Raw genomic sequence first — 21,746 nt, forward strand, 5'->3', positions numbered from 1 at the left:
ATGAAAAAAATGAACTGGAGCAAGGCGCTTCTTGCTTTATCTCTTTTGTCAAGCCTAGGTATGGCACAAGCGATTCCTGATACGGCAAAACTTGATGTCAGCTTTGAGCTTCCAAAGATTGATACGTCTATGTATGCACGTCCTTATGTGGCGGTGTGGGTAGAGAACAGCGAACGAAAGTCAGTGAAAACCATCGAGCTTTGGGTCGGTAAAGATGAATGGCTTAAAGATCTGCGTAGCTGGTGGAGAAAGGTTGGCCGTTACGATCGTGAACTGGTTGATGCTGTAACGTCTGCAACGCGTCCTGCTGGACAGTACCGTTTCGTTTGGGATGGCAAGAGCGACAGCGGTGAAACGTTAGAACAAGGTGAGTACACGGTTCATATCGAAGTGATTCGCGAACACGGTGGCCGTAACTACCTTCGTCAAAAAGTATCACTCACAGATTCAAACGCATCTTACGAATTAAAAGCAACGGAAGAGACGGGTGAAATCACCCTGAACTACATCGCTAAATAGTAACTGCGAACAGTAACTAGTAAGTACGAACTAAAACCAAGCTGAACAGAATAGACAGTGGTTATCGTAGGCTCAGATAGAGCGACACGGCTAACAATTATAAATAATGGAATTGAACATGATGAAACAAACAAAAATTAAAGCACTTGCTCTAGCAGGTGTGATGGCATTCGGCCTAGCAGCAACGACAACAGCACAAGCTCACCCACGTTGGATTCTGCCATCTCACTTCACTGTATCTAAAGAAGGTGGTGATTGGCTAACGTTCGACGTTACTGCGTCTCACGGTACGTTTGTTTTTGATAAGCCTGCAGGCAGCGAAAATGCTCATGTCATCATGCCTGATGGCCGCAGCGAGCGTCCTAACTTTGTGATTCGTGGCAAGCGTCGTTCAATCTTCGACTTCTATTTTGAAGAAGAAGGTACACACAAAGTGGCGATCAACAACTATCCGTCTTACTACACACAGTATAAAGCGGGCCGTCGCGACACCGTGAAGTGGATTAAAGCAAACAAAGCAGAGCGTGATTCAGTACTACCAGAAAAAGCACGTGACGTGGTAACACAAATCAGCTTCACTCGTGCAGAAAGCTACATCACGGTAGGTAAGCCAACGGATTCAGTGTTCAAAATTGAAGGCAAGCTACTTGAGATGAAGCCAGTGACTCACCCTTCAGACATCGTTGAAGGAGAACCAGTAACATTCCAATTCTTCTACAACGGTGAAATCCAGAAAGATGTGAAAGCGGAGATTACTCGTGAAGGTACGCTTTACCGCAACCACCAAGAGCAGATTGATGTGGTGAGTGATGAGAACGGTGAAATCACGTTTACTCCAGACGTAGCGGGTCGTTACGTAATGAAAGCGAACTACAAAGGTGAGTTGATTGACAACCCACTGGCAGACAAAGCAAGCGCGAACGTTCACCTAACGTTCGAAGCACTGCTTCAATAGTCTGTGATATCGGGGCTTAATCCCTGATTAAGAACCAAAAAACTTAAGGGCTCATTTGAGCCCTTTATCGCTCAGTTTATTTCTGAGTATTTGCACTGTGGCTAGGGTACGAACCATGACAATAAAAACAAAACTTAACGCTTTAATGACTCCTTGCTTAGCACTGGGACTTGGTTTCGCTGCATTACCTGCGCAAGCACACTTTCCACTGATGAGCTGCTGGTTTGAAGGTAAGACCGTTGCTTGTGAAGCGGGTTATTCGGATGGCAGCAAAGCGATTGATTACGCGGTTGAGATGTACGATTACGAAGACAACTTGATTGCAAAAGAGATGACAGATAAACGTTCTATCGTTGAATTCCCACACCCTGAAACTGAGTTCTACCTTGTGTTCGATTCAGGCCACGAGTTTCCCGTTGAAGTTGATGTTGTTGAGATCAGCGAAAAATGATGATTCAAAGCGTACGTGCTGATACGGGCGGCAGAGAGGGCAAATGGGTAGGGCTGATCATTGTGTTCATCCTTTGCTTTGCAACCGTTGCTATCCCATTTCATCAAGCAGAATCCCACGTTAAAGCAGTGCTTGATCATCAAATTCTTGTGACTGATGTTGAACAAGAAAACTTGGCGATGCTATCAGAGCTGCGTTTGGCTCATGAAGAAATTCGTGATCTACGCATGGACTCAGATGGTGAATGGCCGAGTGTCGCATCACTTAAAGATGAATGGGTTGCTCCGTTTGTAGAAGATCAGAGTTGGAAGCGCAAAGGCTCTCATGCTTGGGTACTGGACGAGCGTGGTTATTACTTTTCTACGCCAAGCGAATATGCGACATCAAGTGAACAAGCGACGCCAACCGATCATGACTTCGCTGATTCCTTTATTTTGAACGCGAACAGTGTCTCTCCTGAAATCTGGATTTTTTTTGGTGGCGTAGCAAGTCAACCGACTAATTTTGATGAGAACACACTTGAATCTGCTGGCTGGAAAATGGTCGTGAATGAATCAGAAGTTGAGCAGCATGATGCATCTTCTCATTAAACAATCCGGCTTATAAAAATGCTCACTAATAATAAGAGAATTACTATGCGAATTATGACTCTGTTCATGTCGTTATTTGCGGTGTTCATGACACCCAATGCATTGGCAAAAGAATATAATATCGACAGCGATAAGCTGACGATTGGTATCACGCTTCAACCTTACTACAGCTACGTAAAAGCAGTAGTAGGTGACAAAGTGAACATTCTTCCTTTGGTTGACGCAGGTTTCAACCCACATAACTACTTGCCACAACCCAATGATTTAAAGCGATTGAGCCAAATGGATGCAATCGTAGTAAACGGTATTGGTCACGATGACTTCGCGCTTAAAGTGATTTCAGCCGCGCAACGTGATGACTTAATCGTGATCGAAGCCAACAAAGAAGTGCCTCTACTTCCTGCACTTGGTCAGTCTGTTGGTCAAGGCGCCGTAAACCCACATACCTTTGTTGGGCTTTCGACAACGATTCAAAAGGTTTACACCATCGCCAGTGAAGTCTCTAAGCTCGACCCAGACAACGCTGCGTTTTATCGCAAGAACGCACGCAAGTACGCTAAGCAATTCCGCTTTATGAAGCGTGATGCGATGCTGTCACTGGGTGAACTCGATACATCAGGTATGAAGGTCGCGACGACGCATAATGCTTATGGTTACATTCTTCAAGAGTTTGGCGTGGATGTAGCAGCAGTAATCGAGCCTGCACACGGTGTTGAGCCAAATGCTAGCCAACTGCAAGAGACGATTGAGAAGATCCGCGCATCAGGTATTGATGTTCTGTTCTACGAGTTAAACATGCCAAACCGTTTTGTTGACACGATTGAAGCGGAAACAGGCGTTCAGCTTTACCGTTTTTCTCACATGACGCATGGTGAATATGAGGACGATAAAGTAGAAGTTGAGATGAAGAAGAACCTAGAAACGTTAATCGAAGCAATGAAATTTGCAGCGGCGAACCAAGCTAAAAGCGGGAACGCATAATGCTAGGTCCATCAATCTCAATCAATAAACTGGGTCTACAGTACGATAATAATGTGATTCTTGATGATATCTCGCTAGAATTTAAAGTGGGTGAATGTCATGTGATCATGGGACCAAACGGTGGCGGCAAAACTTCTTTGCTGAGATCTGTACTTGGACTGACGCCTTTCTCTGGAACAATCAACATTCATTGGCCAGAAAAGCCAAGTATTGGTTACGTGCCTCAAAAAGCGACATTCGAGTCGAGCTTACCTTTGACGGTCATGGACTTTGTTCTGCTTAATCAAACGCGAATCCCTCTGTTTTGGCGTCGTAAATCAAAGCAGTTAGATCTTGCTCTCGCGCAGTTAGATCGCGTTGGTATGGCGACTCGTAGCGACCGCCGTATGGGGCAGTTGTCCGGTGGTGAGCAGCAACGTGTTTTGTTTGCTCAAGCGTTATTGGATAACCCGAGCTTACTGGTATTAGATGAACCTACGACGGGCATGGACGAGCAGGGCGTTCGCTATTTGGAATCGCTGATTCGTGAATGTGTTGATGAAGGCCGAACGATTCTAGCTGTTCACCACGATGTTACTGCGGTACGTCGCCTTGAAGCGAACGTACATGTTGTTAATCGATTCTTAGTGGATAGTGGCCCGCACGAGCAAGTACTGCATCCAACGAAGATCGAAAGCCTATTCCAGCACTATAGTAGCGGCTCAGTAATGACTGAATCGAAGGAGGTTGCGTAATGGATTGGTTACGACAACTTGCCATTAGTGGTGTGGAAGCGGGTTTGTTATCTGAAAGCTTCATGTATGCCTTCATGGTAAATGCTTTGGTTGCAGCCTTATTGCTTGGCCCTCTTTTAGGTGGCCTTGGTACTTTGGTGATTGCAAAGCGTCTGGCTTTCTTTTCTGAAGCTGTTGGACACGCGGCGTTAACCGGCATCGCAATCGGTGTTCTTCTTGGCGAGCCGCCAGAAAATCCGATTATTGGGCTGTTTAGCTTCTGTATGATTTTCGCGTTGCTTCTGCACTTTGTAAGAAACCGAACCAACGTGCCATACGATACCTTGGTTGGTGTGTTCCTTGCGCTGGCATTGGCAGTGGGTGCAGCGTTACTTATGTACGTCGCTCGTAAGATCAATATTCACATGCTTGAGAACGTATTGTTTGGTTCGATCCTTACGGTAACGGATCAAGACTTAGCGATTCTTGCAGGCAGTTGCGCGATCATCATTTTGCTTTTGATACCGACATTCAACCGTATCCTGCTTACCTGTATCAGCCCTGATATTGCGAAGGTTCGCGGTTACAACACCAGTTTCTACGACTACCTGTTTGTCATGATGATCACGTTAGTCACGATTGCTGCCGTGAAGATCGTAGGTGCAGTTCTAGTGGGTGCGTTATTGCTGATTCCAGGTGCGACAGCTCGACTACTAACTAAACGCATGGGTAGCTTTGTGTTGTTATCAGCTCTGCTTGCGACCATTGCTTGTCTGGTTGGTACGGTGTTACCAATGGAACTTAAGTTGCCAGTTCCGTCAGGTGCTTCAATCATCATTGTTTCTGCAACGTTTTTCCTAGCAGCAACGCTATACCGAATTGTAAGAAAGGCGTAATCATGACTTGTTTAATGAATCGTATGGCAAGCTCAGTAAAAGCAACGGCTCAAGTGAGTGTACTTGGTAGTGTATTAATGGCTGGTTCTGTGATGTCACTGAACGTGAATGCTGAAGACATTCTAACCAGTACACCAGTGACTTATGCATTAGCGACAGAGCTAACCAAAGGCACGGACATTATGACCGAATATCTGCCACCGAAGCGCTATGGTATTGACCGTCTGCCGAATTGGTTTGGTACCAAGGGGGCTAGTAAAGTGCTTCAATCGGGCGAAATGGCAACCGTTGCGGTAACACTGTCATCCATCTGGCAAGCTGACCCTACGTTTGTATACGCAAGACAAGGCAATATCCGTTTGGTTGAGGTTGATGCCGCTCAAGCAATTACACCGCGAGCGCAAGGTGTTGCAGCGCTTACATTGTCGAATGGTGATGTGTCTAAATACGCATGGCTAAATCCAACCAACTTAACGCGTATGGCGGCGATCGTGGCTGATGACTTCAAGTTATTGTGGCCTGAACAGGCTGAGGCAATTGATAGTAATCTGCAGCGTGTGATGTTGGATGTTCGTGAGCTGATTAACAAGCAGCAAGAAGTATTGTTGGATAATGAGGTGGACTCAGTATTGCTACTTTCCGAAAGCTTGGAAGATTTTGCTTCAGGTACTCAACTGTTTGTTGAAGAGCGCATGTTCAAAGCTGAACTTGAATGGACAGAACAAGACAAAGCGAAACTCAAAGCGATGTTTTCAGAAGACGATGCACTATGGTTAGTTACAGCGAAAAAGCCAACTAACTTAATTAAGTCTCTAGTGCCTAATGAGCGTATTTTAGTGGTTGATTCCGTTGACCGTTGGGGACGAGCGGGGATTAATCCAAAAGCACCGTTTGTACGCTGGGAAGTACAGCCTTTTAAAGGCTAATCAGCGCGATTAAAAATGGTAGGATCAAAAAAGCAGCCCAATTAGAGGCTGCTTTTTTTGTTCTTGTCTGTTGGCTCTTGGAAGAGTGTTAGACAAGAGAGCTGCGAGTTTACAACTTACTCTGCAGCTTTAGTTTCTTCAGCTTCAACAGTTGCTTCGACAGCACCTTCCGTTTGCGCTGCTTGAGCCTGTTCTTCTGCTTCCATTTTTGCGCGTTCAGCTTTAGAAATGTAGCGAGGCTTATTACTTGTATGCAGTTTCGAATTCGCTTTTTTCTGCTTCTTTTTTAGAATTTGATTGATTTTTTTCTTACGGTTCATTGCTGCATAGCCTTGTATTTAGTTTAGGCGGTGGAGGATAATCATTTTAGCTCTAGAACTCAATATTTACATGGTATTCAGCAAGGAAAATATCACTATGCAGGCAGTCGAGACCGAACGTTTAAGATTAAGAATGATCACTCCTCAAGATGCGGTGTTTATTCAGCGATTATATAGCTCAGAAGATTTCCTGCGTTACATTGGTGATAAGGAAATCAACGACTCTGAAAAGGCTGTGGAGTACATTGAAAACAATATTCTAAAGATGCATAAAGAGAAAGGTGTCTGCTTGTTGATGGTTGAAATCAAGGATTCTTCAACACCAATTGGTATTTGCGGACTAATAAAAAGAGACACCTTACAGTCGCATGATATTGGCTACGGGTTTGTTCCTGAGTTTTATGGTCAAGGCTTTGCCCAAGAAGCCGCGGAGGCGATAATTGAACAAGCTAAGCAGAATGCTGATATCGATCATTTAGTTGCCATCACAACCTCTGATAACATTCGAAGTATCGCACTACTGACTAAGTTAGGCTTTGTGTTCGAGCGCGTTGAAGATGTGATAAGCGAAAGCGTTAATCTCAACTTGTACGGTTTCTCATTAGGTGATTAAAACATGTTCCAACATAACAATATTCTAGAAGGCGAGCTCGCAACGGAGTACAAAACCGTTATTGCGATGGTGCACATCTATTGCAAAGATCACCACGGTGAAGTTCGTCAGAATAACGCGTTATGTGAGCAGTGTGAGCAACTGTTGCGTTATGCCGAAACACGACTGGATAGATGTCCTTATGGCGAAGCAAAACCGACCTGTAATAAGTGTCCGATTCATTGTTATAAACCTGACCCGAAAGAGCAGATGCGTTTGGTGATGCGCTATGCAGGGCCACGAATGTTGCTCAAGCATCCTATTTTAGCAATTCGACACTTGATTCATGAGAAACGGAAAGTGCCAGAAAAGCCGCTACCGAACGTATCGAATCGTCATATCCGAATTAATAAGAAGTAGCGGGTACGCTAAAGGCAATTCTTCCAGAAACAAAAAAGGTCTGATTTCTCAGACCTTTTTTGTTTTGAGCGTCACCTTGTTCAAATAGTTGATTACTTGAAAAGCTTAAGCTGCTTGTGGTTCTTCATAAGTAACCGTCAGGTTGTTGATCCAACGGCGACTCAAATAACGGTGTGAACAAATAGCCAGCTTCACGACTTCTTCAACTAACATCAGGCCATAGATGTACTTGAAGTCCCATCCCGCGACAAATGCGCCGTAAACACAAACTGGAATGCCCACCATCCACATCGCGATGAAGTCCATACGCAGGCAAAATGCATTATCACCACCAGCACGAATGATACCGTTAATGATCACCATGTTGAGCATACGAATCACAACCGCAAAACACATGATCATCATTGCTGGTGAAGCGAGCGGGTATAAAGCGTCTGTGGTCAGGTTTAGCCATGATAGAACATGCTCTTTACCCATAAACAATAGCAAGCCTACAACTGCACCGAAACCAACCACGGCTTTAATAAACGTCAGACCCATACTCATCGCATCATCGAATTCATCACGACCGAGTGAGTGACCAAGCAACACTGAACACGCAACCGAGATACCAAAGAAAATCGAATAACACAGCGACTCAAACGGAGCGAGCATTGAGAAGACTGCGAGCTCCGTTGTGCCCATATGACCAAAGATCATTTGGTATGCCATGGTACCCATTGCCCATAAAACGGCATTCATGGTCAGTGGCAGAGCAATACGACGGTAAGACAACCACAATGATGGACGGTGTGGTGAGCTAGGCGTGGTTAACAACCAATGTTTACGCATGCGCATGTAGCCGTACATCAAGCCAACTTGAATTGCGCGAGCGAGTGTTGTCGCCAGTGCTGCACCGGCGACGCCCATAGCGGGAATACCAAAGGCACCTTTGATTAGAACGAAGTTAAGCGCAATGTTGAGTGCAATGGTCACCGCGCCCAAAATTAGTGGGGTTACGGTGTCACCTGAAGAGCGCATGCTTGCTTCTACCACAACGACAATGTGAGTCAGCAGTAGAACAGGGAAGCCATACCATAGGTAAGTCGCGCCAAGTTCAATTACGGTTTGATCGCTGGTCTGCAACATCATTAAAAACTGAGAACCAAGAGTGATGATTGCAGTCACTGGCAGCAGAACTTTTAAGCCAAATACCATCGCGATAGATGACACTGTGCGCGCGCTTTTACGGTCGTTCTTTCCCCAATATTGAGCGACTAATGTTCCGTTTGCTGAGGCCAACCCTGCCATAATCATAATAGCAACGAAGTGCCATTTTGATGCAATTCCCACAGCCGCAGCTGCTTCCATACCATAATCACTGACCATTAATACGTCAGCAAGGGCAAGAATAGCGACAAGCGCACTTTGCAAAGCAACAGGCAAACCAAGTTTAACGATACGAGGTAAGATGCTCTCTGGCTTGTTATTCATAGATGAGTTAGGGTTGATGTTAGTTGTCATAAGCTCTCCGATTTATGGCAGAACTATAGTGATTTGAGCGAAGTAACAACATGTTTAAAAAACAACAAAACCTGTGCGAATCCGTCATTGATGCAATGAGACCAAAATCAACTTGGCATGATGATGTTTTTCTCGCGGAACAGTGCAAAGAACGTTTTTTGACCGTTGAAGATATTCCAGAGATGAAAAGCTTTGGTGTCTATATGGGCGGCATGGCGAAGCTATATGATGGTTATTGGGTTGAGCGCGAATCTGTGAATGTTCATACGTTGATTTTTACACAAGAAGGGGGCGGAATCCTAACCACTGAAACTTCGGTTCAAGCGATTACGCCATACACGCTGGTGGTTCTTCCTGCTGGAACCCCATTTCGCTTTGAACTTGACCCTCAATACAACTATTGGAAAATGGCATGGATGCTGACGCCAGATACCCCGCAGTGGCAACATATCGCGAGCTTGGGTCAGAGCATTGTCCCTTTCGGCGAGTGCGAACAAATCTGGTCACTAATGAACTTGGTTTACTTTGAGATAGGCGGGAGAGCCAGTTACCGGAAGTTACTCTTGAGCGAAATTATCCGAACATTAACAGGGTTTGAGCCTAAGTCGACCAGCACCACAGCACGTGTTCAAGCGCTCTATAACGAAATTGAAAGTAGTCTGCATCAGCCATGGACAGTGGCAGGGATGGCTGAAAGAGTGTTCATCAGTGAAGAACAACTCAATCGAGTAACCAAGACGTTATTCAACCTCTCACCACGCAGTAAATTGATTCAATTACGCATGGATAAAGCCACCAGCTTGCTGAAGTATCAAGATTGGTCAGTCTCTATGATTGCTAATCGCTTGGGCTACAAAGATCCTTATAACTTTTCACATCGTTTCAAAAAGCATTTTGGTTTGTCACCCAGTCAATATCGAAAGAGCCATCGACTTCCTGGTTAGCCTTGCATGTTTCCTCGATCCATTACGCAAGATCAAGCTTTGCAGTAATATTACTGTATTGAGCTATCTATCAATTTAGTATTTTTACTCTATTCGGTACTATTAGAAATATCTAAAAGCATGAATGCATATGCAATGTGAGGAATAAATGCAAAAAGCTATCGATAAGATGAATGATTTTACTCTTCCATCAAAGCTCACTTTAAATAATAAAGAGTTTCAATCCGGCACGAAAATTGTTCGAAAACAGGGCTGTGGTTCAATAATAGGAACGCTTTCTGAGCCTCATCGTAAGGTACTTTTTTATCTTTATCAGAACAAAGGCGTAGTTGTTAGCAAGAATATTCTTAAGCGTGTTGGGTGGCCTGGGAAATCGGTAACATCCGCGTCAGTTCTGGTTGCAATCTATGAAATTCGCCGAATGATAGACTGTAAATGCCTATACACTATACCAAATGAAGGCTATTTGTTAGAGCCTAGACCCTGCTGTTGATATTCTGTTCATATTCTTATAATAAAATTTTAATCTCTTTACCGTATACGCTCCTTTCATTATCTTCGAATTCAAGCGTCCATTTATAAGTGACGTTATTAAACACATCTCTTAATAAAGTTGTGTCGTTGGTTGCTCTGTTAGGGAATATTATATGAATACGGACTCTTCCCCTGTCATTGAGGGTATACGTGAAGAACAAAACGAGGTCTTGGAAGTAAACGGTAAGGTTATTGAGCTAAATACCAAGCTCATACGCAATTTGGAAAATGGTTATATCGTAGGAACGATGCCATTGGCTTATAGAAAGATGATTCTTGCTATGAATCGTCATCGTGGACAACTATTCAGTGTGCCGCAGCTAAAAAAAATCGGTTGGGAAGGTGAGAAGGTCACTAACTCTTCAGTGATTGTCGCTATTTCAGAGATACGTTCTATTCTTGGTGATGGCTTGATCCTAACGATCACTGGCGAAGGCTATGTGTTCCAACCCTAGTGTAACCCTCTAAATATCGTGTACAAAAAAGGGCGCTTCATTTGGACGTATTGTCTTTAGTGAAGAGCCCCTAAGTGTATCGCTCAAAAGTAAGATAACGACTTATTCGCCCGCAATTTGTAGATGAGAGCGCTTAAGGCTCGCAATCAACATGTAAATCGTCGTCGCTAGTAACGATGCGAACAGGTAAGTGAATAACCCTGCTTGAGAATCCATGAAACTGTCTGCCACAATTGGACCCGCAACTGAACCTATGCTGTAGCAAAGTAGCATGATTTGAGTCACTGACACCAAGTAGCTTGGGTCAAGGTTTCGGCAACCCAAGTTAATTGCGATTGGGTATAGCGCAAATGTCGCCATGCCTAATACGAACAAGCTCATGCCTAGTACGTAGAAATCGTGATTGATAGTCAACACACCAATGCTTGCAACGCCTAGCAGGCAGAACAGAGCCATCAATAACACTTGACCTACATGGTGAGATAACCAAGTCACCATTGGTTGTACAGCCATACCACCCATAATAACTAACGCCATCAAACCGCCAATGTCTTCGTGCGCAATGTTACGTTGAGCAAGCTCGACAGGCATTAAACCGTAAATCGCACCTAGCGTTAATCCAGACACAATGCAGCCAATTAACGCACTGTGGCTCAATTTGCTGATCTGTTTTAGAGACAAAGACTGAGCATCATGTATCTGTGGTGGTGTCGCTTGTCCGTACATCAATACAATGATCGCGCCGAATAGCAAAGTGAACATCGCGATAAAAGGTACACCGCCAGTAATACCTAGGTAACCAATACCTAACTGACCAACTGCAGAACCGCCGTATAGTGAACACATGTAAATCGCTAAGCGTTTTGCACGTTGTGATTCGTCACCGCTCATTAGCCATGATTCAACAATGACGAAAATACCCGCAACCGACACACCCGCAACAAAGCGCGCAATTAGCCACACAGCTTGGTGTGGGATTAATGGCAACACAAGGATCGTTGCGATAAACACGCTCAGTGCCATTACAAACGCGTCTTTGTGGCCGATACGTGCAATCGCACGCTCAATCAATAACGTACCCGCTAAAAGGCCTGCATAAAAGGCACTCGCCAACCAACTCGATAGGTTACTGTCTAGGCCGTATTCAGATAGCATTAATGGCAATGAGCTCATTAGGTAGCCTGAAGCGATCGCGTAGAAAGACAGTGCAATAACTGGAACGGTTATGCGAGTTGTTGGTTGGATGTTGTCCAATGCAGGAGCCTCCGAAAGTGTGAGAAACGATGAATTTTCCGCGACTATGGGGGAGAAACTGAATTGGGTAAAACGAATAAAAATGGTCGTTAAGATAAAAGAAATTTGTCGACCAGCGAAACTAAAATACCGTTGTAATATTTGGTGATTTCATGAGATTTTATGTGGTCAAAAAGCCGTTAAGCCCTTGTTCATTGGCTATTTAATTGAGAGGGTGAAAACGAATCTATTTGTAGTGTTGAAATTAGATTTGAAGTGCAGTTTACGATAAGAGCGCTTCTTTTCGGTATTGACGTGGTGAGCTTCCACTCCATTTACGAAATGCGTGACGAAAGTTGGCGCTGTCGGAAAAGCCAACACGCTCAGAAATCTCTTCAATGCTCATTTTTGTCGACGAAAGATAGTGTCGAGATAGATGAAAGCGAACGTGGTCGAGTATCTTCTGGTAGCTGGTATCGGCTGCTTTAAGATGACGGCGCAGTGTGCGGGAAGACATCCCCAGTTCTGACGAGATTGATTCTATCGATGGGTAACTTCCTGGTCTCTCAAGCAACATTTGCGAGACCTTTTCTTTAAGGCTGGTGGACGCACTAACTTTTGCCAACATGTCATCACATGATTTAAGACACATCTGCAGCGTAATGGTATTGGCCGTAGGGAGAGGCGAGTACAAGCTGGTTGCATCAAACTGCCATTCAAGGCGGTCACTGTTAAATTCAACAGGGCAACGGAATACCTTTGTATAAAGGTCACCGTACTCTGGCTTCGGGTAAGGGAAGCGGATCACTTGTGATGGAAAGGGCTGTTGCAGCACTTCTTCACACAGGCTTTGGATCGCCGCAAACCAATATTCGCAACAAAATGGCAGTAGAGAGTCCAAGTCGATCAGCTGTTCCGCTCTAAAGTACCCAACGTTATCCTCTACCGACATGGTTTTTCTGAGTACTGGACCAGCAAGTTGCAGATATTTAAATCCAATTAGCAAAGCATCTAATAGAGTTTCGCTACTGAATACTGCATAACCTAGAACACCGAAGTCACTAAACCGAGCTTGTTGGCCAACTCTTAACCCTAAACCGCCTTCATCAGTATTTGCCAGTGCATTGCTAAACACCGCCAACTTTTGCGCCAACGTAATGTGCGTGTCTGGCGTGTTTAGCTGAAGATCATCAATGTTACTGCCTTCCAACAACGCTTCAATATTAAGCGCGGGTGACATATAGCGATGCAGTAGTTGAAGATCAAGAATACCGAATGCTTGCATATCGGGTTCGTAGACTGCGGTGTATTCCATAGGATGCCTCTTGTTGAATATCGTCATATTAACCGAACTTTTAACATTTACGCCTATTGCTTGTTCTCACTTTCCTAAGCTTGTTCAAACTTTTGCCTTATGTGTGCAAGGTTTTACAAGGTCTTATTGAACTGTGTCCGAATATCACCGGTTTTTGTCTTTTTGAAACCTGTTCGATATGTTATCAAAATGTTGTAATTTAATGGGTTGCACATCGGGGCGTCTCAAACATTTTGCTCAATAAATACTTTTACCTACATGACACGCCAATGTGCAGGCTCGTGATGACAAGAAAGACACTTATTACAACGATTAGAACGTCTACGGTGACCGTCACAAACAGGTCTTAGCCGCATAAGGAGATCATTGATGCACAATCTTGCTGTTAATTTGGAGCGTAGCGCTTCGCTTTTTCCAACTAAAGCCGCTCTGCGTATGGGATCGGATGAAATCAGCTTTTCTCAGTTAGAACAACTTTCTGGAAACGTGGCTGCTAACTTGAAAAGACTTGGGTTGCAGAAGGGAGATAAGGTCGCATTGTCATGCCCGAACGTGACTTACTTTCCGATAGCCTACTACGGGATTCTAAAAGCGGGCTGTGTAGTCGTGCCTTTGAACGTGCTATTTAAGGCCAGAGAGATCGCTTATCACCTTAATGACTCGGACGCGAAAGCCTATTTATGCTTTGAAGGCAGTGAAGAGCTTCCGATTGGACGCTATGGTTTACAAGGTTTTGAGCAGGTAAATCACTGTGAACATTTTATCAAGATGCCTATTCCAATAAGTGCAGGCATTAGTCCGGAAAGAAATGAGCAGTATGAGTCAATAGCCGATTGGTTAGAACAACCTTTGGATTCGTTTGAGTCTGTAGCGTGTCATGGCGATGATACCGCGGTAATTCTATATACGTCAGGTACCACAGGCCAGCCGAAGGGCGCTGAGCTTTCACACACCAACATGCAAACCAATGCGATGTCGTCACAGTATCTGATGCGATTGGAATACAGTGATACTACAATGGCCACACTTCCTCTGTTTCACAGTTTCGGTCAAACCGTCATGATGAACGCGAGCGTGTTGACGGGGTCTACCATGGTCTTAATTCCACGCTTCGAGCCATCACTAGTGATCGAGCAGATCATTAGCCATAAAGTCAGTGTCTTTGCTGGCGTTCCTACCATGTATATCGCACTGCTCAGAGCGGGAGAAGAATCTCCTGATGCTTCTGAAAAAACAAGCAAGCGTTCTGAGCAGGTCAAACACAGCTTAAGGCTTGGTGTGTCTGGTGGTGCTTCGATGCCACTTGAGGTCATTCGTCAGTTTGAATCTCGCTTTGAATTACCGGTACTTGAAGGATACGGGCTATCTGAAACGGCACCGGTCGCGACTTTCAATCACATTGATGGTGATCGTCTCTCGGGCAGTGTTGGTCAGCCGCTGTGTGGTCACCTTATCAAGATTACTGATGTGCAAGGCAACTCGGTGGCAATGGGACAGTTGGGTGAAGTCTGTATTAAGAGCCCAAGCGTTATGAAAGGCTACTATCAACGACCTGAAGCAACGGCAGAAGCGATCCGAGATGGTTGGTTTTTAACAGGCGATATCGGACGTGTCGATGAGCACGGGAACTTGTTCATTGTTGACCGTGTGAAAGACATGATCATCCGAGGCGGTTACAACGTTTATCCGAGAGAAATCGAAGAAGTATTGATGTGTCACCCTGATGTGGAAATGGTGGCAGTAGTGGGTGAGCATCATGAGCAGCTAGGTGAAGAGATCCACGCCCACGTGGTGCTGCACGAGCATACACAATGTGATAGCAAAGCCTTGATGGCTTGGTGTCGTGAGCAACTCGCGGATTACAAATATCCTCGTAAGGTGTTCATTCGTAGTGCGTTACCCATGACGGCAACTGGTAAAATCTTGAAGAGAGAGTTGCACCCTCTAGAGGTCGCGGAGGCAATCAATGGATAACTATGACTTTATTATCGTTGGCGGTGGCTCCGCTGGCTGTGTGATGGCTTCTCGATTGTCTGAAGATCCAAATACGACCGTTTGTTTGTTGGAGGCTGGTGGCAAAGATACGAGCCCATTTATCCATACTCCTGTGGGTGTTGTGGCAATGATGCCAACCAAACTCAATAACTGGGCCTTCGAGACCGTAGAACAACCTGGCTTAAATGGTCGTAAGGGCTATCAGCCGAGGGGGAAGACACTCGGTGGTTCTAGCTCTATTAATGCCATGATGTACGCCCGTGGTCATCGTTATGACTACGACACATGGGAAAGCTTGGGCAATGCTGGCTGGAACTATAAATCGTGTTTACCTTATTTTAAGAAAGCAGAGAATAACGAAGTCCACCAAGATGAGTATCACGGTCAAGGCGGTCCTCTGAATGTGGCGAACCTTAGGTCGCCAAGCCCAATGTTGGAGCGCTATTTAACTGCGTGTGAATCGATTGGTGTCCCTCGCAATGAAGATATAAACGGTGCCGCTCAGTTCGGTGCAATGCCGACTCAGGTTACTCAGTTGAATGGTGAACGATGTAGCGCGGCTAAGGCCTACTTGACACCAAATATGTCACGTCCCAATCTCACCGTGGTGACCAAAGCAACCACACATAAGGTCTTGTTTGAAGGTAAGAAAGCGGTTGGGGTTGAATACGGCTCGAATGGTAAGCGTTATCAGATCCGATGCAACAAGGAAGTTATTTTGTCGGCTGGGGCTTTTGGGTCTCCCCAGTTGCTGTTGCTATCGGGCGTCGGTTCTAAAGATGAGTTGGCGGTTCATGGCATCGAGCAAGTTCACGAGTTACCGGGAGTGGGTAAGAACCTGCAAGATCATATCGACTTGGTTCACTCATATAAATGCAGCGAAAAGCGCGAAACGTTCGGTATTTCACTGCAAATGGCATCTGAAATGACCAAAGCTTTGCCCTTATGGCACAAAGAGCGTCGCGGAAAAATGAGCAGCAACTTTGCTGAGGGCATTGGTTTTCTTTGTTCTGAAGATCATATCGCCGTGCCAGATTTAGAGTTTGTATTTGTGGTTGCAGTTGTCGATGACCATGCGAGGAAAATTCATACCAGTCATGGGTTTACCTCACATGTCACTTTACTTAGGCCAAAAAGCCATGGCACCGTAACACTGAATAGCACCAATCCTTACGATCCGCCTAAGATCGACCCTGCGTTTTTCAGTCACCCTGAAGACATGGAAATAATGATTAAAGGGTGGAAAAAGCAGTATCAAATGCTAGAGAGTGAAGCGTTTGATGATATCCGTGGTGATGCTTTTTATCCTGTCGATGCTAGTGATGACAAGGCGATTGAACAAGATATCCGTAATCGTTCAGATACTCAGTACCACCCTGTGGGAACCTGTAAAATGGGGCCTAGTAGTGATTCTTTAGCCGTGGTGGATAAAGATCTTAAAGTCCATGGTTTGAATAACTTAAGAGTCATTGATGCGTCGATTATGCCGACCTTAGTTGGGGCTAATACCAATGCGCCAACCATAATGATTGCTGAGAAAGTCGCTGATCAGATTAAAGATCAATATAGCTTGGTTAAGGAAGATGGTGTACACAAGCAAGGCGCGAATGAGAGCGCAAAACACGAGATGACTGGCTAGAAGAACATATTAGAGATAACAGGTGGATTACAATAGGTTAGGGAGCCTTATCCTTTAAGGTTCCTTAACCTATTTTGTTTGTTGATTACTGAAAGAATCGAAACAAACTTACTTAGCCAAAGCTTGATTAAGCCATTGATCAAATTGACCTTTCGGTAAAGCACCGTTGATCGTATCAACACGTTGACCGTTCTTGAATACCATCACCGTTGGGATGCTTCTGATTTGATATATAGCCGCCAGTTGCTGTTGAGCTTCGGTATCGATCTTAACAAATCGAACATCTCCAGCGCGCTCTTTAGCGACATCGCTAAATACAGGTGCGAAACCTACACATGGGTTGCACCATGTTGCCCAAAAATCGACAACGACAGGCTGTGAACTGTTTAAAATCGATTGGAAATTCAATGATGTACCTTCGATTGGGGCACCGTCTAGAAGTGCACTTTTGCACTTTCCACAAGTAGGGCTTTCTGAAATTCTTTCTGAAGGAACTCGGTTTACGCCACCGCAAGAAGGGCAACGAGTGTTGAATGTAGACATAACTTTCTCTTTTTTATTGCATCTCCGTGGCTAACGCGATTTACGAATCACGTACGGAACGCTTATACTGTTTAAAACATGAATACGATACTCAAATAAAAACAAACAATAAACAGGTAAATGATGACAAAATTTTACGCTGAAATTACGGGCTGGGGAAAGTGTCTGCCACCAGCCGTGCTGTCCAATGATGATTTAAGCACATTCATTGATACGTCTGACGAGTGGATTCGTACTCGAACTGGTATCGAAAACCGTCGTATCAGTCATGTAAATACCTCTGAGCTAGCGACCGTTGCTGCTCAACACGCAATGGCGTGTGCTGGCCTAACGGCTGAAGACATCGACCTAGTTATCGTTGCGACGTGCAGTCCAGACTCTCTTATTCCTAACACTGCATCGAAAGTTCAACAGAACTTAGGTATCAAGAGCGCAGCAGCTTTTGACCTCAATGCAGCTTGTACAGGCTTCATCTACGGTGTTGAAACTGCAACTCGATTGATTCAGGCGGGCAACTACCGCAATGCGATCGTTGTGGGCGCAGAGCGTCTATCATTCTTCATCGACTGGACCAAGCGTGATACAGCGGTTCTATTTGGTGATGGCGCTGGCGCTGTGGTTCTATCGCGTACTGAAGAGCAAGTTGGCCTACAAGAAGCGCAAATCGGTTGTGACGCCGAAGGTCGTGACATTCTAGCAGTACCAAAATTTGGTACTTCAATGGATCGTTTTGCGGCTGATAACGGCTACTGGGACTTTGATTTCGTAGGTAAAGAGATCTTTAAACGTGCGGTTAAAGGCATGGGCGCTGCAGCGCACACAGTATTGAGCCGTACTGGCATCTCAACGGACAACATCGATGTTGTGATTCCACACCAAGCAAACATCCGAATCATTCAAACTCTGTGTGACATGGCGGGTATTGAGCGCGATAAGGCGTTTGTGAACATTCAAAACTATGGCAACACATCGGCTGCGACTGTGCCAATTGCATTGTGTGAATCGTTAGAGCAAGGCTTTGTTAAACCGAACTCAAACATCCTTGTGGCGGCATTCGGTGCCGGTTTAACTTGGGGGGCAGGCCATATTAAGTGGGGTAGCCGTGTTGAGCCGTTAGGTCAATCGGACGCTGAGCTTCCAGAAGCAGATAGCTCGGCATTAGAACTTCTAGAGAGAGCCATTTTACACTGTAAAACGCGTCCTAATTCTGAGAATGAGTAGCAGCATGGCGCAAGTTCGTTTTATGACAGAAGCCGACCTCGATGGAGCGGCTTTAGTTCACCAAGCTACTTTTGTTCGACAGCAAAACTCAAAAAAATGGTTACAATGTAACTTAAGTGCTGCGCCACGCTTTCTTAACTTTGTTGCTGAAAGCGATGGCGAGATTGTCGGCTACATTATTTGGGTTCAAAAGAGTGGGTTTAGGCCTGAAGCTGTTTTGGAGCTAGAACAACTTGCTGTGTTACCGAGTGCTCAGGGGCAAGGATTGGGCAAAAAGCTGATTCTAGACTCTTTGCGTCAAGTGAAGCAGAAGCTATCAGAGCAGGGCTCGACACTAAAACATGTATTAGTGACCACCAGAGCAGATAACTTTGCACAAAAGCTTTATCAGTCGACATTGGGCGCAGAAGTCGAAACCACGATTTCAAACCTTTACTCAGCCGATGAAGTGCTTATGATAGCTCGCAATGTAGGTGAACGAATCTGATCGCTGAGTTCTTAGAACCATTATTATCAGCGGCATAACTCGATTAACGTTTTATTAGGGGCTTTCGTGGCCTCTTTGTTATTTCTTAGGAAGTGTTTTGAAGAAAGTTTTAGCAATTGGCTACGTTTGGCCAGAACCGAATTCATCGGCGGCTGGCAGCCATATGATGTCACTTTTACGACTGTTCAAGAGACAAGGTTGGTCCGTTGAGTTCGCAACGCCAGCTCAAGAAACCGAGCATATGATTGATCTTTCTGAAGAGGGCATTACAAGCCAATCTATTCAGCTAAATTGCGATAGCTTTGACCAGTACATCGAAGAGCTGCAACCTGATGTTGTCATGTTTGACCGCTTTATGATGGAAGAGCAATTCGGCTGGCGCGTCGAGAAGGTATGTCCGAATGCCTTTAAGCTACTGGATACTGAAGATTTACAATTCCTACGCAATGCTCGACATGAAGCTGTTAAGAAAGAGACAGAGTTAACGAAAGAGCACCTGTACAGTGACTTGGCGAAACGTGAAATCGCTGCAATCCTGCGCTGTGATCTTTCGTTGATCATCTCAAGTTACGAGATGGAATTGCTCCAAGCCGAGTTCAATATCGATCCCAAACTGCTTCATCACTTGCCGTTCATGGTTGATCTTAATACGTTGCCTGAAAGTACGAAAAGCTTTGAAGAACGTAAGCATTTCATGACGATAGGTAACTTTAGACACGCACCGAATTGGGATGCTGTGCTTCAGTTACAGAAGATTTGGCCGAAGATTCGCAAGCAGTTACCTGATAGTGAACTTCATATTTACGGATCTTATCCGCCGCCGAAAGCAACCGCTTTGCATAATCCAAAAACCGGTTTCCATATCAAAGGTTGGGCGAAAGATGCTCAAGAAGTAATGGAACAGGCGCGTGTTTGTGTTGCGCCATTACGTTTTGGCGCTGGCATTAAAGGCAAGCTGCTTGATGCGATGAAGCTGCAAACTCCAAACGTGACGAGCGAGATCGGCGGTGAAGGCATGTTACCGCAAGGCGAACTGCAATGGCCGGGTGCGGTTGCTGATGATATTGACGAGTTTGTTGAACAAGCTGTCGCACTCTATAAAGATGAAGAGAAGTGGCTTAAGGCTCAAAGTCAATGTCACTCAATTCTTGAAACACACTATGAACAGAATCAGCTGGGCGACAAATTAATCGAGCGATTGATTGCACTAGATTCTGAGCTTAAATCTCATCGACTGAATAACTTCTTCGGTTCAATGCTCAAGCACCACAGCATGGCAAGCACTAAGTACATGTCGCAGTGGATTGCTGAGAAGAACAAGATCAAATAGCTGTTCTTTACCAAAGACAGAATAAATCTTAAGCCCTTAGGTTAACGCCTAGGGGCTTTTTTCATGGGTGAAGCTTCTTGGCTTTAGACACTAGACTTGCAAAACCGAAACATAGTGCCATTACATTAGCATTGACTAATTTATATTTATTAGTAAACTCTAATTTAATTTGTGGTGAGTTAGATTAGAGTTTGTGGATAGGAGAGGTCAGTGATTAGTTTTATACCTTGGGATGCGTTTTTCGGCGGCATGCTGTTAGGCGCGTCGGCAATTATTCTGATGTTGGGCATCGGGCGAGTAGCAGGAATCAGCGGAATCGTTAGTCGTTTATTACCGTCTAGAAAGAATAAAAGCTTAGAATCAGGATCTGAATCCAGCTCGGACACGCGTATTGAGAAAACCGAGAAACATTGGCGACTTGCCTTTGTTGTCGGAATGGTTGTGAGCGGTTGGTTGTTGATTCCTACCGGTTATCAACTCCCTCAATTAGAGGAGATGAACCTGTTGGTAGTTGTTATTGCTGGTCTGTTAGTCGGCTTTGGTACTAAAACAGCGAATGGTTGTACTAGTGGACATGGCATTGTGGGCATGGCGCGTTTGTCTAAACGTTCGATTATCGCAACGTGTGTATTCATGAGTGTGGCAATAGCAACCATGCTTATCAAGAACCTGATAGGGCTGGGGGCATAATGAAAAACTCTTTATTTACTATCGTCGTTGGTTTGCTTGCCGGAATCTTGTTTGGCTCGGGTATGATCATTTCAGGCATGGTAGACCCTAACAAGGTACTTGGATTTTTAGATGTGACAGGCGATTGGGACATAAGCCTGGCATTCGTAATGGGCGGTGCACTGATGGTGTTTGCTCCGTTTTATCACCTAGTTATTAAAAAGCGCGCAAAAGCGATCAATGGCGAGCGATTAGATAGCCGAAACAATCCACTAATCGACAGAAAACTGATTGTGGGTTCTACAGCGTTTGGCTTAGGTTGGGGGCTTGCTGGCTTTTGTCCTGGTCCTGCGGTGACGAGTCTTAGTGGCGGTAACCCAACCGTATGGGTATTTATGGTCAGCATGCTGGTGGGAATGTGGCTTGCAGGTCGAACGACTAAAACCTGTTAGGGTAAACCTATCGTGTGTCTAATTGGCTTGATATAAGTATTTGAGAGGTCGACTCGCTTTTGA

The 21,746-nt window shown here is 44.9% G+C and carries 25 protein-coding genes; 20 read left to right on the top strand and 5 right to left on the bottom strand.

Annotation, left to right across the window (positions count from 1 at the left end):
* The 8 genes from F0228_RS08935 (at position 1) to F0228_RS08970 (ending at position 6,031) form a co-directional block, all read left to right on the top strand.
* Positions 1–519: a DUF2271 domain-containing protein gene (locus tag F0228_RS08935; protein WP_171762115.1), complete on the top strand. Its 519-nt coding sequence runs from the start codon at positions 1–3 to the stop codon at positions 517–519.
* Positions 520–637: 118 nt separating this feature from the next.
* Entirely contained in the window at positions 638–1,474 is an 837-nt protein-coding gene (locus F0228_RS08940) for a DUF4198 domain-containing protein (protein WP_019822774.1), read from the top strand.
* Between the two features lie 115 nt (positions 1,475–1,589).
* Positions 1,590–1,925: a hypothetical protein gene (locus F0228_RS08945; protein WP_171762116.1), complete on the top strand. Its 336-nt coding sequence runs from the start codon at positions 1,590–1,592 to the stop codon at positions 1,923–1,925.
* The gene (locus tag F0228_RS08950) at positions 1,922–2,515 is read left to right on the top strand and encodes a hypothetical protein (RefSeq protein WP_171762117.1); all 594 of its coding nucleotides are present in this window, start codon (positions 1,922–1,924) and stop codon (positions 2,513–2,515) included. The genes F0228_RS08945 and F0228_RS08950 overlap by 4 nt, the downstream gene beginning before the upstream one ends.
* Before the next feature lie 45 nt (positions 2,516–2,560).
* Complete coding sequence (locus F0228_RS08955) at positions 2,561–3,496, top strand: zinc ABC transporter substrate-binding protein (RefSeq protein WP_171762118.1); 936 nt, start codon at positions 2,561–2,563, stop codon at positions 3,494–3,496.
* Positions 3,496–4,230 (top strand): metal ABC transporter ATP-binding protein, encoded by a 735-nt coding sequence (locus F0228_RS08960; protein ID WP_171762119.1) that lies wholly within the window; start codon positions 3,496–3,498, stop codon positions 4,228–4,230. Before F0228_RS08955 ends, F0228_RS08960 begins: the two co-directional genes overlap by 1 nt.
* Positions 4,230–5,105, top strand: a complete 876-nt coding sequence (locus F0228_RS08965) for a metal ABC transporter permease (protein WP_004739197.1) — start codon at positions 4,230–4,232, stop codon at positions 5,103–5,105. Before F0228_RS08960 ends, F0228_RS08965 begins: the two co-directional genes overlap by 1 nt.
* Positions 5,106–5,107: 2 nt before the next feature.
* The gene (locus tag F0228_RS08970) at positions 5,108–6,031 is read left to right on the top strand and encodes an ABC transporter substrate-binding protein (RefSeq protein WP_171762120.1); all 924 of its coding nucleotides are present in this window, start codon (positions 5,108–5,110) and stop codon (positions 6,029–6,031) included.
* Between the two features lie 116 nt (positions 6,032–6,147).
* On the opposite strand, the gene F0228_RS08975 is transcribed toward F0228_RS08970, so the two are convergent.
* On the bottom strand, positions 6,148–6,351 hold the full coding sequence (locus tag F0228_RS08975; protein WP_105023523.1) for a DUF2986 domain-containing protein: 204 nt from the start codon (positions 6,349–6,351) through the stop codon (positions 6,148–6,150).
* 97 nt (positions 6,352–6,448) lie between these two features.
* Between F0228_RS08975 and F0228_RS08980 the strand changes: the two genes are divergently transcribed.
* Together F0228_RS08980 and F0228_RS08985 are read left to right on the top strand one after the other, a co-directional pair.
* Entirely contained in the window at positions 6,449–6,964 is a 516-nt protein-coding gene (locus F0228_RS08980) for a GNAT family N-acetyltransferase (RefSeq protein ID WP_116871502.1), read from the top strand.
* A 3-nt stretch (positions 6,965–6,967) separates the two neighbouring features.
* A complete protein-coding gene (locus F0228_RS08985; RefSeq protein ID WP_171762121.1) occupies positions 6,968–7,363 on the top strand; it encodes a nitrous oxide-stimulated promoter family protein in 396 nt (131 codons plus the stop codon).
* Between the two features lie 105 nt (positions 7,364–7,468).
* Here the strand turns inward: F0228_RS08985 and F0228_RS08990 are convergent, their stop codons facing one another.
* Positions 7,469–8,866, bottom strand: coding sequence for an MATE family efflux transporter (locus F0228_RS08990; RefSeq protein WP_171762122.1), 1,398 nt, complete (start codon positions 8,864–8,866; stop codon positions 7,469–7,471).
* Between the two features lie 50 nt (positions 8,867–8,916).
* Between F0228_RS08990 and F0228_RS08995 the strand changes: the two genes are divergently transcribed.
* The 3 genes from F0228_RS08995 (at position 8,917) to F0228_RS09005 (ending at position 10,799) form a co-directional block, all read left to right on the top strand.
* Positions 8,917–9,810 (top strand): AraC family transcriptional regulator, encoded by an 894-nt coding sequence (locus tag F0228_RS08995; RefSeq protein WP_061030903.1) that lies wholly within the window; start codon positions 8,917–8,919, stop codon positions 9,808–9,810.
* Positions 9,811–9,979: 169 nt separating this feature from the next.
* Positions 9,980–10,303, top strand: a complete 324-nt coding sequence (locus F0228_RS09000; protein ID WP_239930743.1) for a winged helix-turn-helix domain-containing protein — start codon at positions 9,980–9,982, stop codon at positions 10,301–10,303.
* A 154-nt stretch (positions 10,304–10,457) separates the two neighbouring features.
* A complete protein-coding gene (locus F0228_RS09005; protein WP_061030905.1) occupies positions 10,458–10,799 on the top strand; it encodes a helix-turn-helix domain-containing protein in 342 nt (113 codons plus the stop codon).
* Between the two features lie 102 nt (positions 10,800–10,901).
* On the opposite strand, the gene F0228_RS09010 is transcribed toward F0228_RS09005, so the two are convergent.
* Together F0228_RS09010 and F0228_RS09015 are read right to left on the bottom strand one after the other, a co-directional pair.
* Entirely contained in the window at positions 10,902–12,053 is a 1,152-nt protein-coding gene (locus tag F0228_RS09010; protein WP_086714056.1) for an MFS transporter, read from the bottom strand.
* Positions 12,054–12,315: 262 nt separating this feature from the next.
* On the bottom strand, positions 12,316–13,347 hold the full coding sequence (locus tag F0228_RS09015; protein ID WP_105058222.1) for an AraC family transcriptional regulator: 1,032 nt from the start codon (positions 13,345–13,347) through the stop codon (positions 12,316–12,318).
* A gap of 369 nt (positions 13,348–13,716) precedes the next feature.
* Here F0228_RS09015 and F0228_RS09020 point away from each other — a divergent pair, with 369 nt between their 5' ends.
* Together F0228_RS09020 and F0228_RS09025 are read left to right on the top strand one after the other, a co-directional pair.
* Positions 13,717–15,321 (top strand): long-chain fatty acid--CoA ligase, encoded by a 1,605-nt coding sequence (locus F0228_RS09020; RefSeq protein ID WP_105058221.1) that lies wholly within the window; start codon positions 13,717–13,719, stop codon positions 15,319–15,321.
* A complete protein-coding gene (locus F0228_RS09025) occupies positions 15,314–16,981 on the top strand; it encodes a GMC family oxidoreductase N-terminal domain-containing protein (protein WP_171762123.1) in 1,668 nt (555 codons plus the stop codon). Before F0228_RS09020 ends, F0228_RS09025 begins: the two co-directional genes overlap by 8 nt.
* Positions 16,982–17,089: 108 nt before the next feature.
* On the opposite strand, the gene trxC is transcribed toward F0228_RS09025, so the two are convergent.
* The gene (trxC, locus tag F0228_RS09030; protein ID WP_171762124.1) at positions 17,090–17,524 is read right to left on the bottom strand and encodes a thioredoxin TrxC; all 435 of its coding nucleotides are present in this window, start codon (positions 17,522–17,524) and stop codon (positions 17,090–17,092) included.
* A 123-nt stretch (positions 17,525–17,647) separates the two neighbouring features.
* Here trxC and F0228_RS09035 point away from each other — a divergent pair, with 123 nt between their 5' ends.
* The 5 genes from F0228_RS09035 to F0228_RS09055 all read left to right on the top strand — a co-directional run bounded on the left by F0228_RS09035 (position 17,648) and on the right by F0228_RS09055 (position 21,683).
* Positions 17,648–18,745, top strand: a complete 1,098-nt coding sequence (locus tag F0228_RS09035; RefSeq protein WP_171762157.1) for a ketoacyl-ACP synthase III — start codon at positions 17,648–17,650, stop codon at positions 18,743–18,745.
* A gap of 22 nt (positions 18,746–18,767) precedes the next feature.
* Positions 18,768–19,232, top strand: coding sequence for a GNAT family N-acetyltransferase (locus tag F0228_RS09040; RefSeq protein ID WP_171762158.1), 465 nt, complete (start codon positions 18,768–18,770; stop codon positions 19,230–19,232).
* Between the two features lie 97 nt (positions 19,233–19,329).
* The gene (locus tag F0228_RS09045; RefSeq protein ID WP_171762125.1) at positions 19,330–20,562 is read left to right on the top strand and encodes a glycosyltransferase; all 1,233 of its coding nucleotides are present in this window, start codon (positions 19,330–19,332) and stop codon (positions 20,560–20,562) included.
* Positions 20,563–20,775: 213 nt separating this feature from the next.
* Positions 20,776–21,252 carry a YeeE/YedE family protein gene (locus F0228_RS09050; RefSeq protein ID WP_171731496.1) on the top strand — a complete coding sequence of 159 codons (477 nt, stop codon included), beginning with the start codon at positions 20,776–20,778 and terminating at the stop codon, positions 21,250–21,252.
* A complete protein-coding gene (locus F0228_RS09055) occupies positions 21,252–21,683 on the top strand; it encodes a YeeE/YedE family protein (protein ID WP_171762126.1) in 432 nt (143 codons plus the stop codon). Before F0228_RS09050 ends, F0228_RS09055 begins: the two co-directional genes overlap by 1 nt.
* The last annotated feature ends 63 nt before the right edge of the window (positions 21,684–21,746 follow it).

This window comes from Vibrio sp. 99K-1 (genome assembly GCF_013114585.1).
Lineage (GTDB): Bacteria > Pseudomonadota > Gammaproteobacteria > Enterobacterales > Vibrionaceae > Vibrio > Vibrio chagasii_B.

Bases quoted from the DNA above. Each gene is read 5' to 3' on its own strand.
- F0228_RS08935 (WP_171762115.1), top strand. From the start codon at position 1: ATGAAAAAAATGAACTGGAGCAAGGCGCTTCTTGCTTTATCTCTTTTG.
- F0228_RS08940 (WP_019822774.1), top strand. From the start codon at position 638: ATGATGAAACAAACAAAAATTAAAGCACTTGCTCTAGCAGGTGTGATG.
- F0228_RS08945 (WP_171762116.1), top strand. From the start codon at position 1,590: ATGACAATAAAAACAAAACTTAACGCTTTAATGACTCCTTGCTTAGCA.
- F0228_RS08950 (WP_171762117.1), top strand. From the start codon at position 1,922: ATGATGATTCAAAGCGTACGTGCTGATACGGGCGGCAGAGAGGGCAAA.
- F0228_RS08955 (WP_171762118.1), top strand. From the start codon at position 2,561: ATGCGAATTATGACTCTGTTCATGTCGTTATTTGCGGTGTTCATGACA.
- F0228_RS08960 (WP_171762119.1), top strand. From the start codon at position 3,496: ATGCTAGGTCCATCAATCTCAATCAATAAACTGGGTCTACAGTACGAT.
- F0228_RS08965 (WP_004739197.1), top strand. From the start codon at position 4,230: ATGGATTGGTTACGACAACTTGCCATTAGTGGTGTGGAAGCGGGTTTG.
- F0228_RS08970 (WP_171762120.1), top strand. From the start codon at position 5,108: ATGACTTGTTTAATGAATCGTATGGCAAGCTCAGTAAAAGCAACGGCT.
- F0228_RS08975 (WP_105023523.1), bottom strand. From the start codon at position 6,351: ATGAACCGTAAGAAAAAAATCAATCAAATTCTAAAAAAGAAGCAGAAA.
- F0228_RS08980 (WP_116871502.1), top strand. From the start codon at position 6,449: ATGCAGGCAGTCGAGACCGAACGTTTAAGATTAAGAATGATCACTCCT.
- F0228_RS08985 (WP_171762121.1), top strand. From the start codon at position 6,968: ATGTTCCAACATAACAATATTCTAGAAGGCGAGCTCGCAACGGAGTAC.
- F0228_RS08990 (WP_171762122.1), bottom strand. From the start codon at position 8,866: ATGACAACTAACATCAACCCTAACTCATCTATGAATAACAAGCCAGAG.
- F0228_RS08995 (WP_061030903.1), top strand. From the start codon at position 8,917: ATGTTTAAAAAACAACAAAACCTGTGCGAATCCGTCATTGATGCAATG.
- F0228_RS09000 (WP_239930743.1), top strand. From the start codon at position 9,980: ATGAATGATTTTACTCTTCCATCAAAGCTCACTTTAAATAATAAAGAG.
- F0228_RS09005 (WP_061030905.1), top strand. From the start codon at position 10,458: ATGAATACGGACTCTTCCCCTGTCATTGAGGGTATACGTGAAGAACAA.
- F0228_RS09015 (WP_105058222.1), bottom strand. From the start codon at position 13,347: ATGGAATACACCGCAGTCTACGAACCCGATATGCAAGCATTCGGTATT.
- F0228_RS09020 (WP_105058221.1), top strand. From the start codon at position 13,717: ATGCACAATCTTGCTGTTAATTTGGAGCGTAGCGCTTCGCTTTTTCCA.
- F0228_RS09025 (WP_171762123.1), top strand. From the start codon at position 15,314: ATGGATAACTATGACTTTATTATCGTTGGCGGTGGCTCCGCTGGCTGT.
- trxC (WP_171762124.1), bottom strand. From the start codon at position 17,524: ATGTCTACATTCAACACTCGTTGCCCTTCTTGCGGTGGCGTAAACCGA.
- F0228_RS09035 (WP_171762157.1), top strand. From the start codon at position 17,648: ATGACAAAATTTTACGCTGAAATTACGGGCTGGGGAAAGTGTCTGCCA.
- F0228_RS09040 (WP_171762158.1), top strand. From the start codon at position 18,768: ATGACAGAAGCCGACCTCGATGGAGCGGCTTTAGTTCACCAAGCTACT.
- F0228_RS09055 (WP_171762126.1), top strand. From the start codon at position 21,252: ATGAAAAACTCTTTATTTACTATCGTCGTTGGTTTGCTTGCCGGAATC.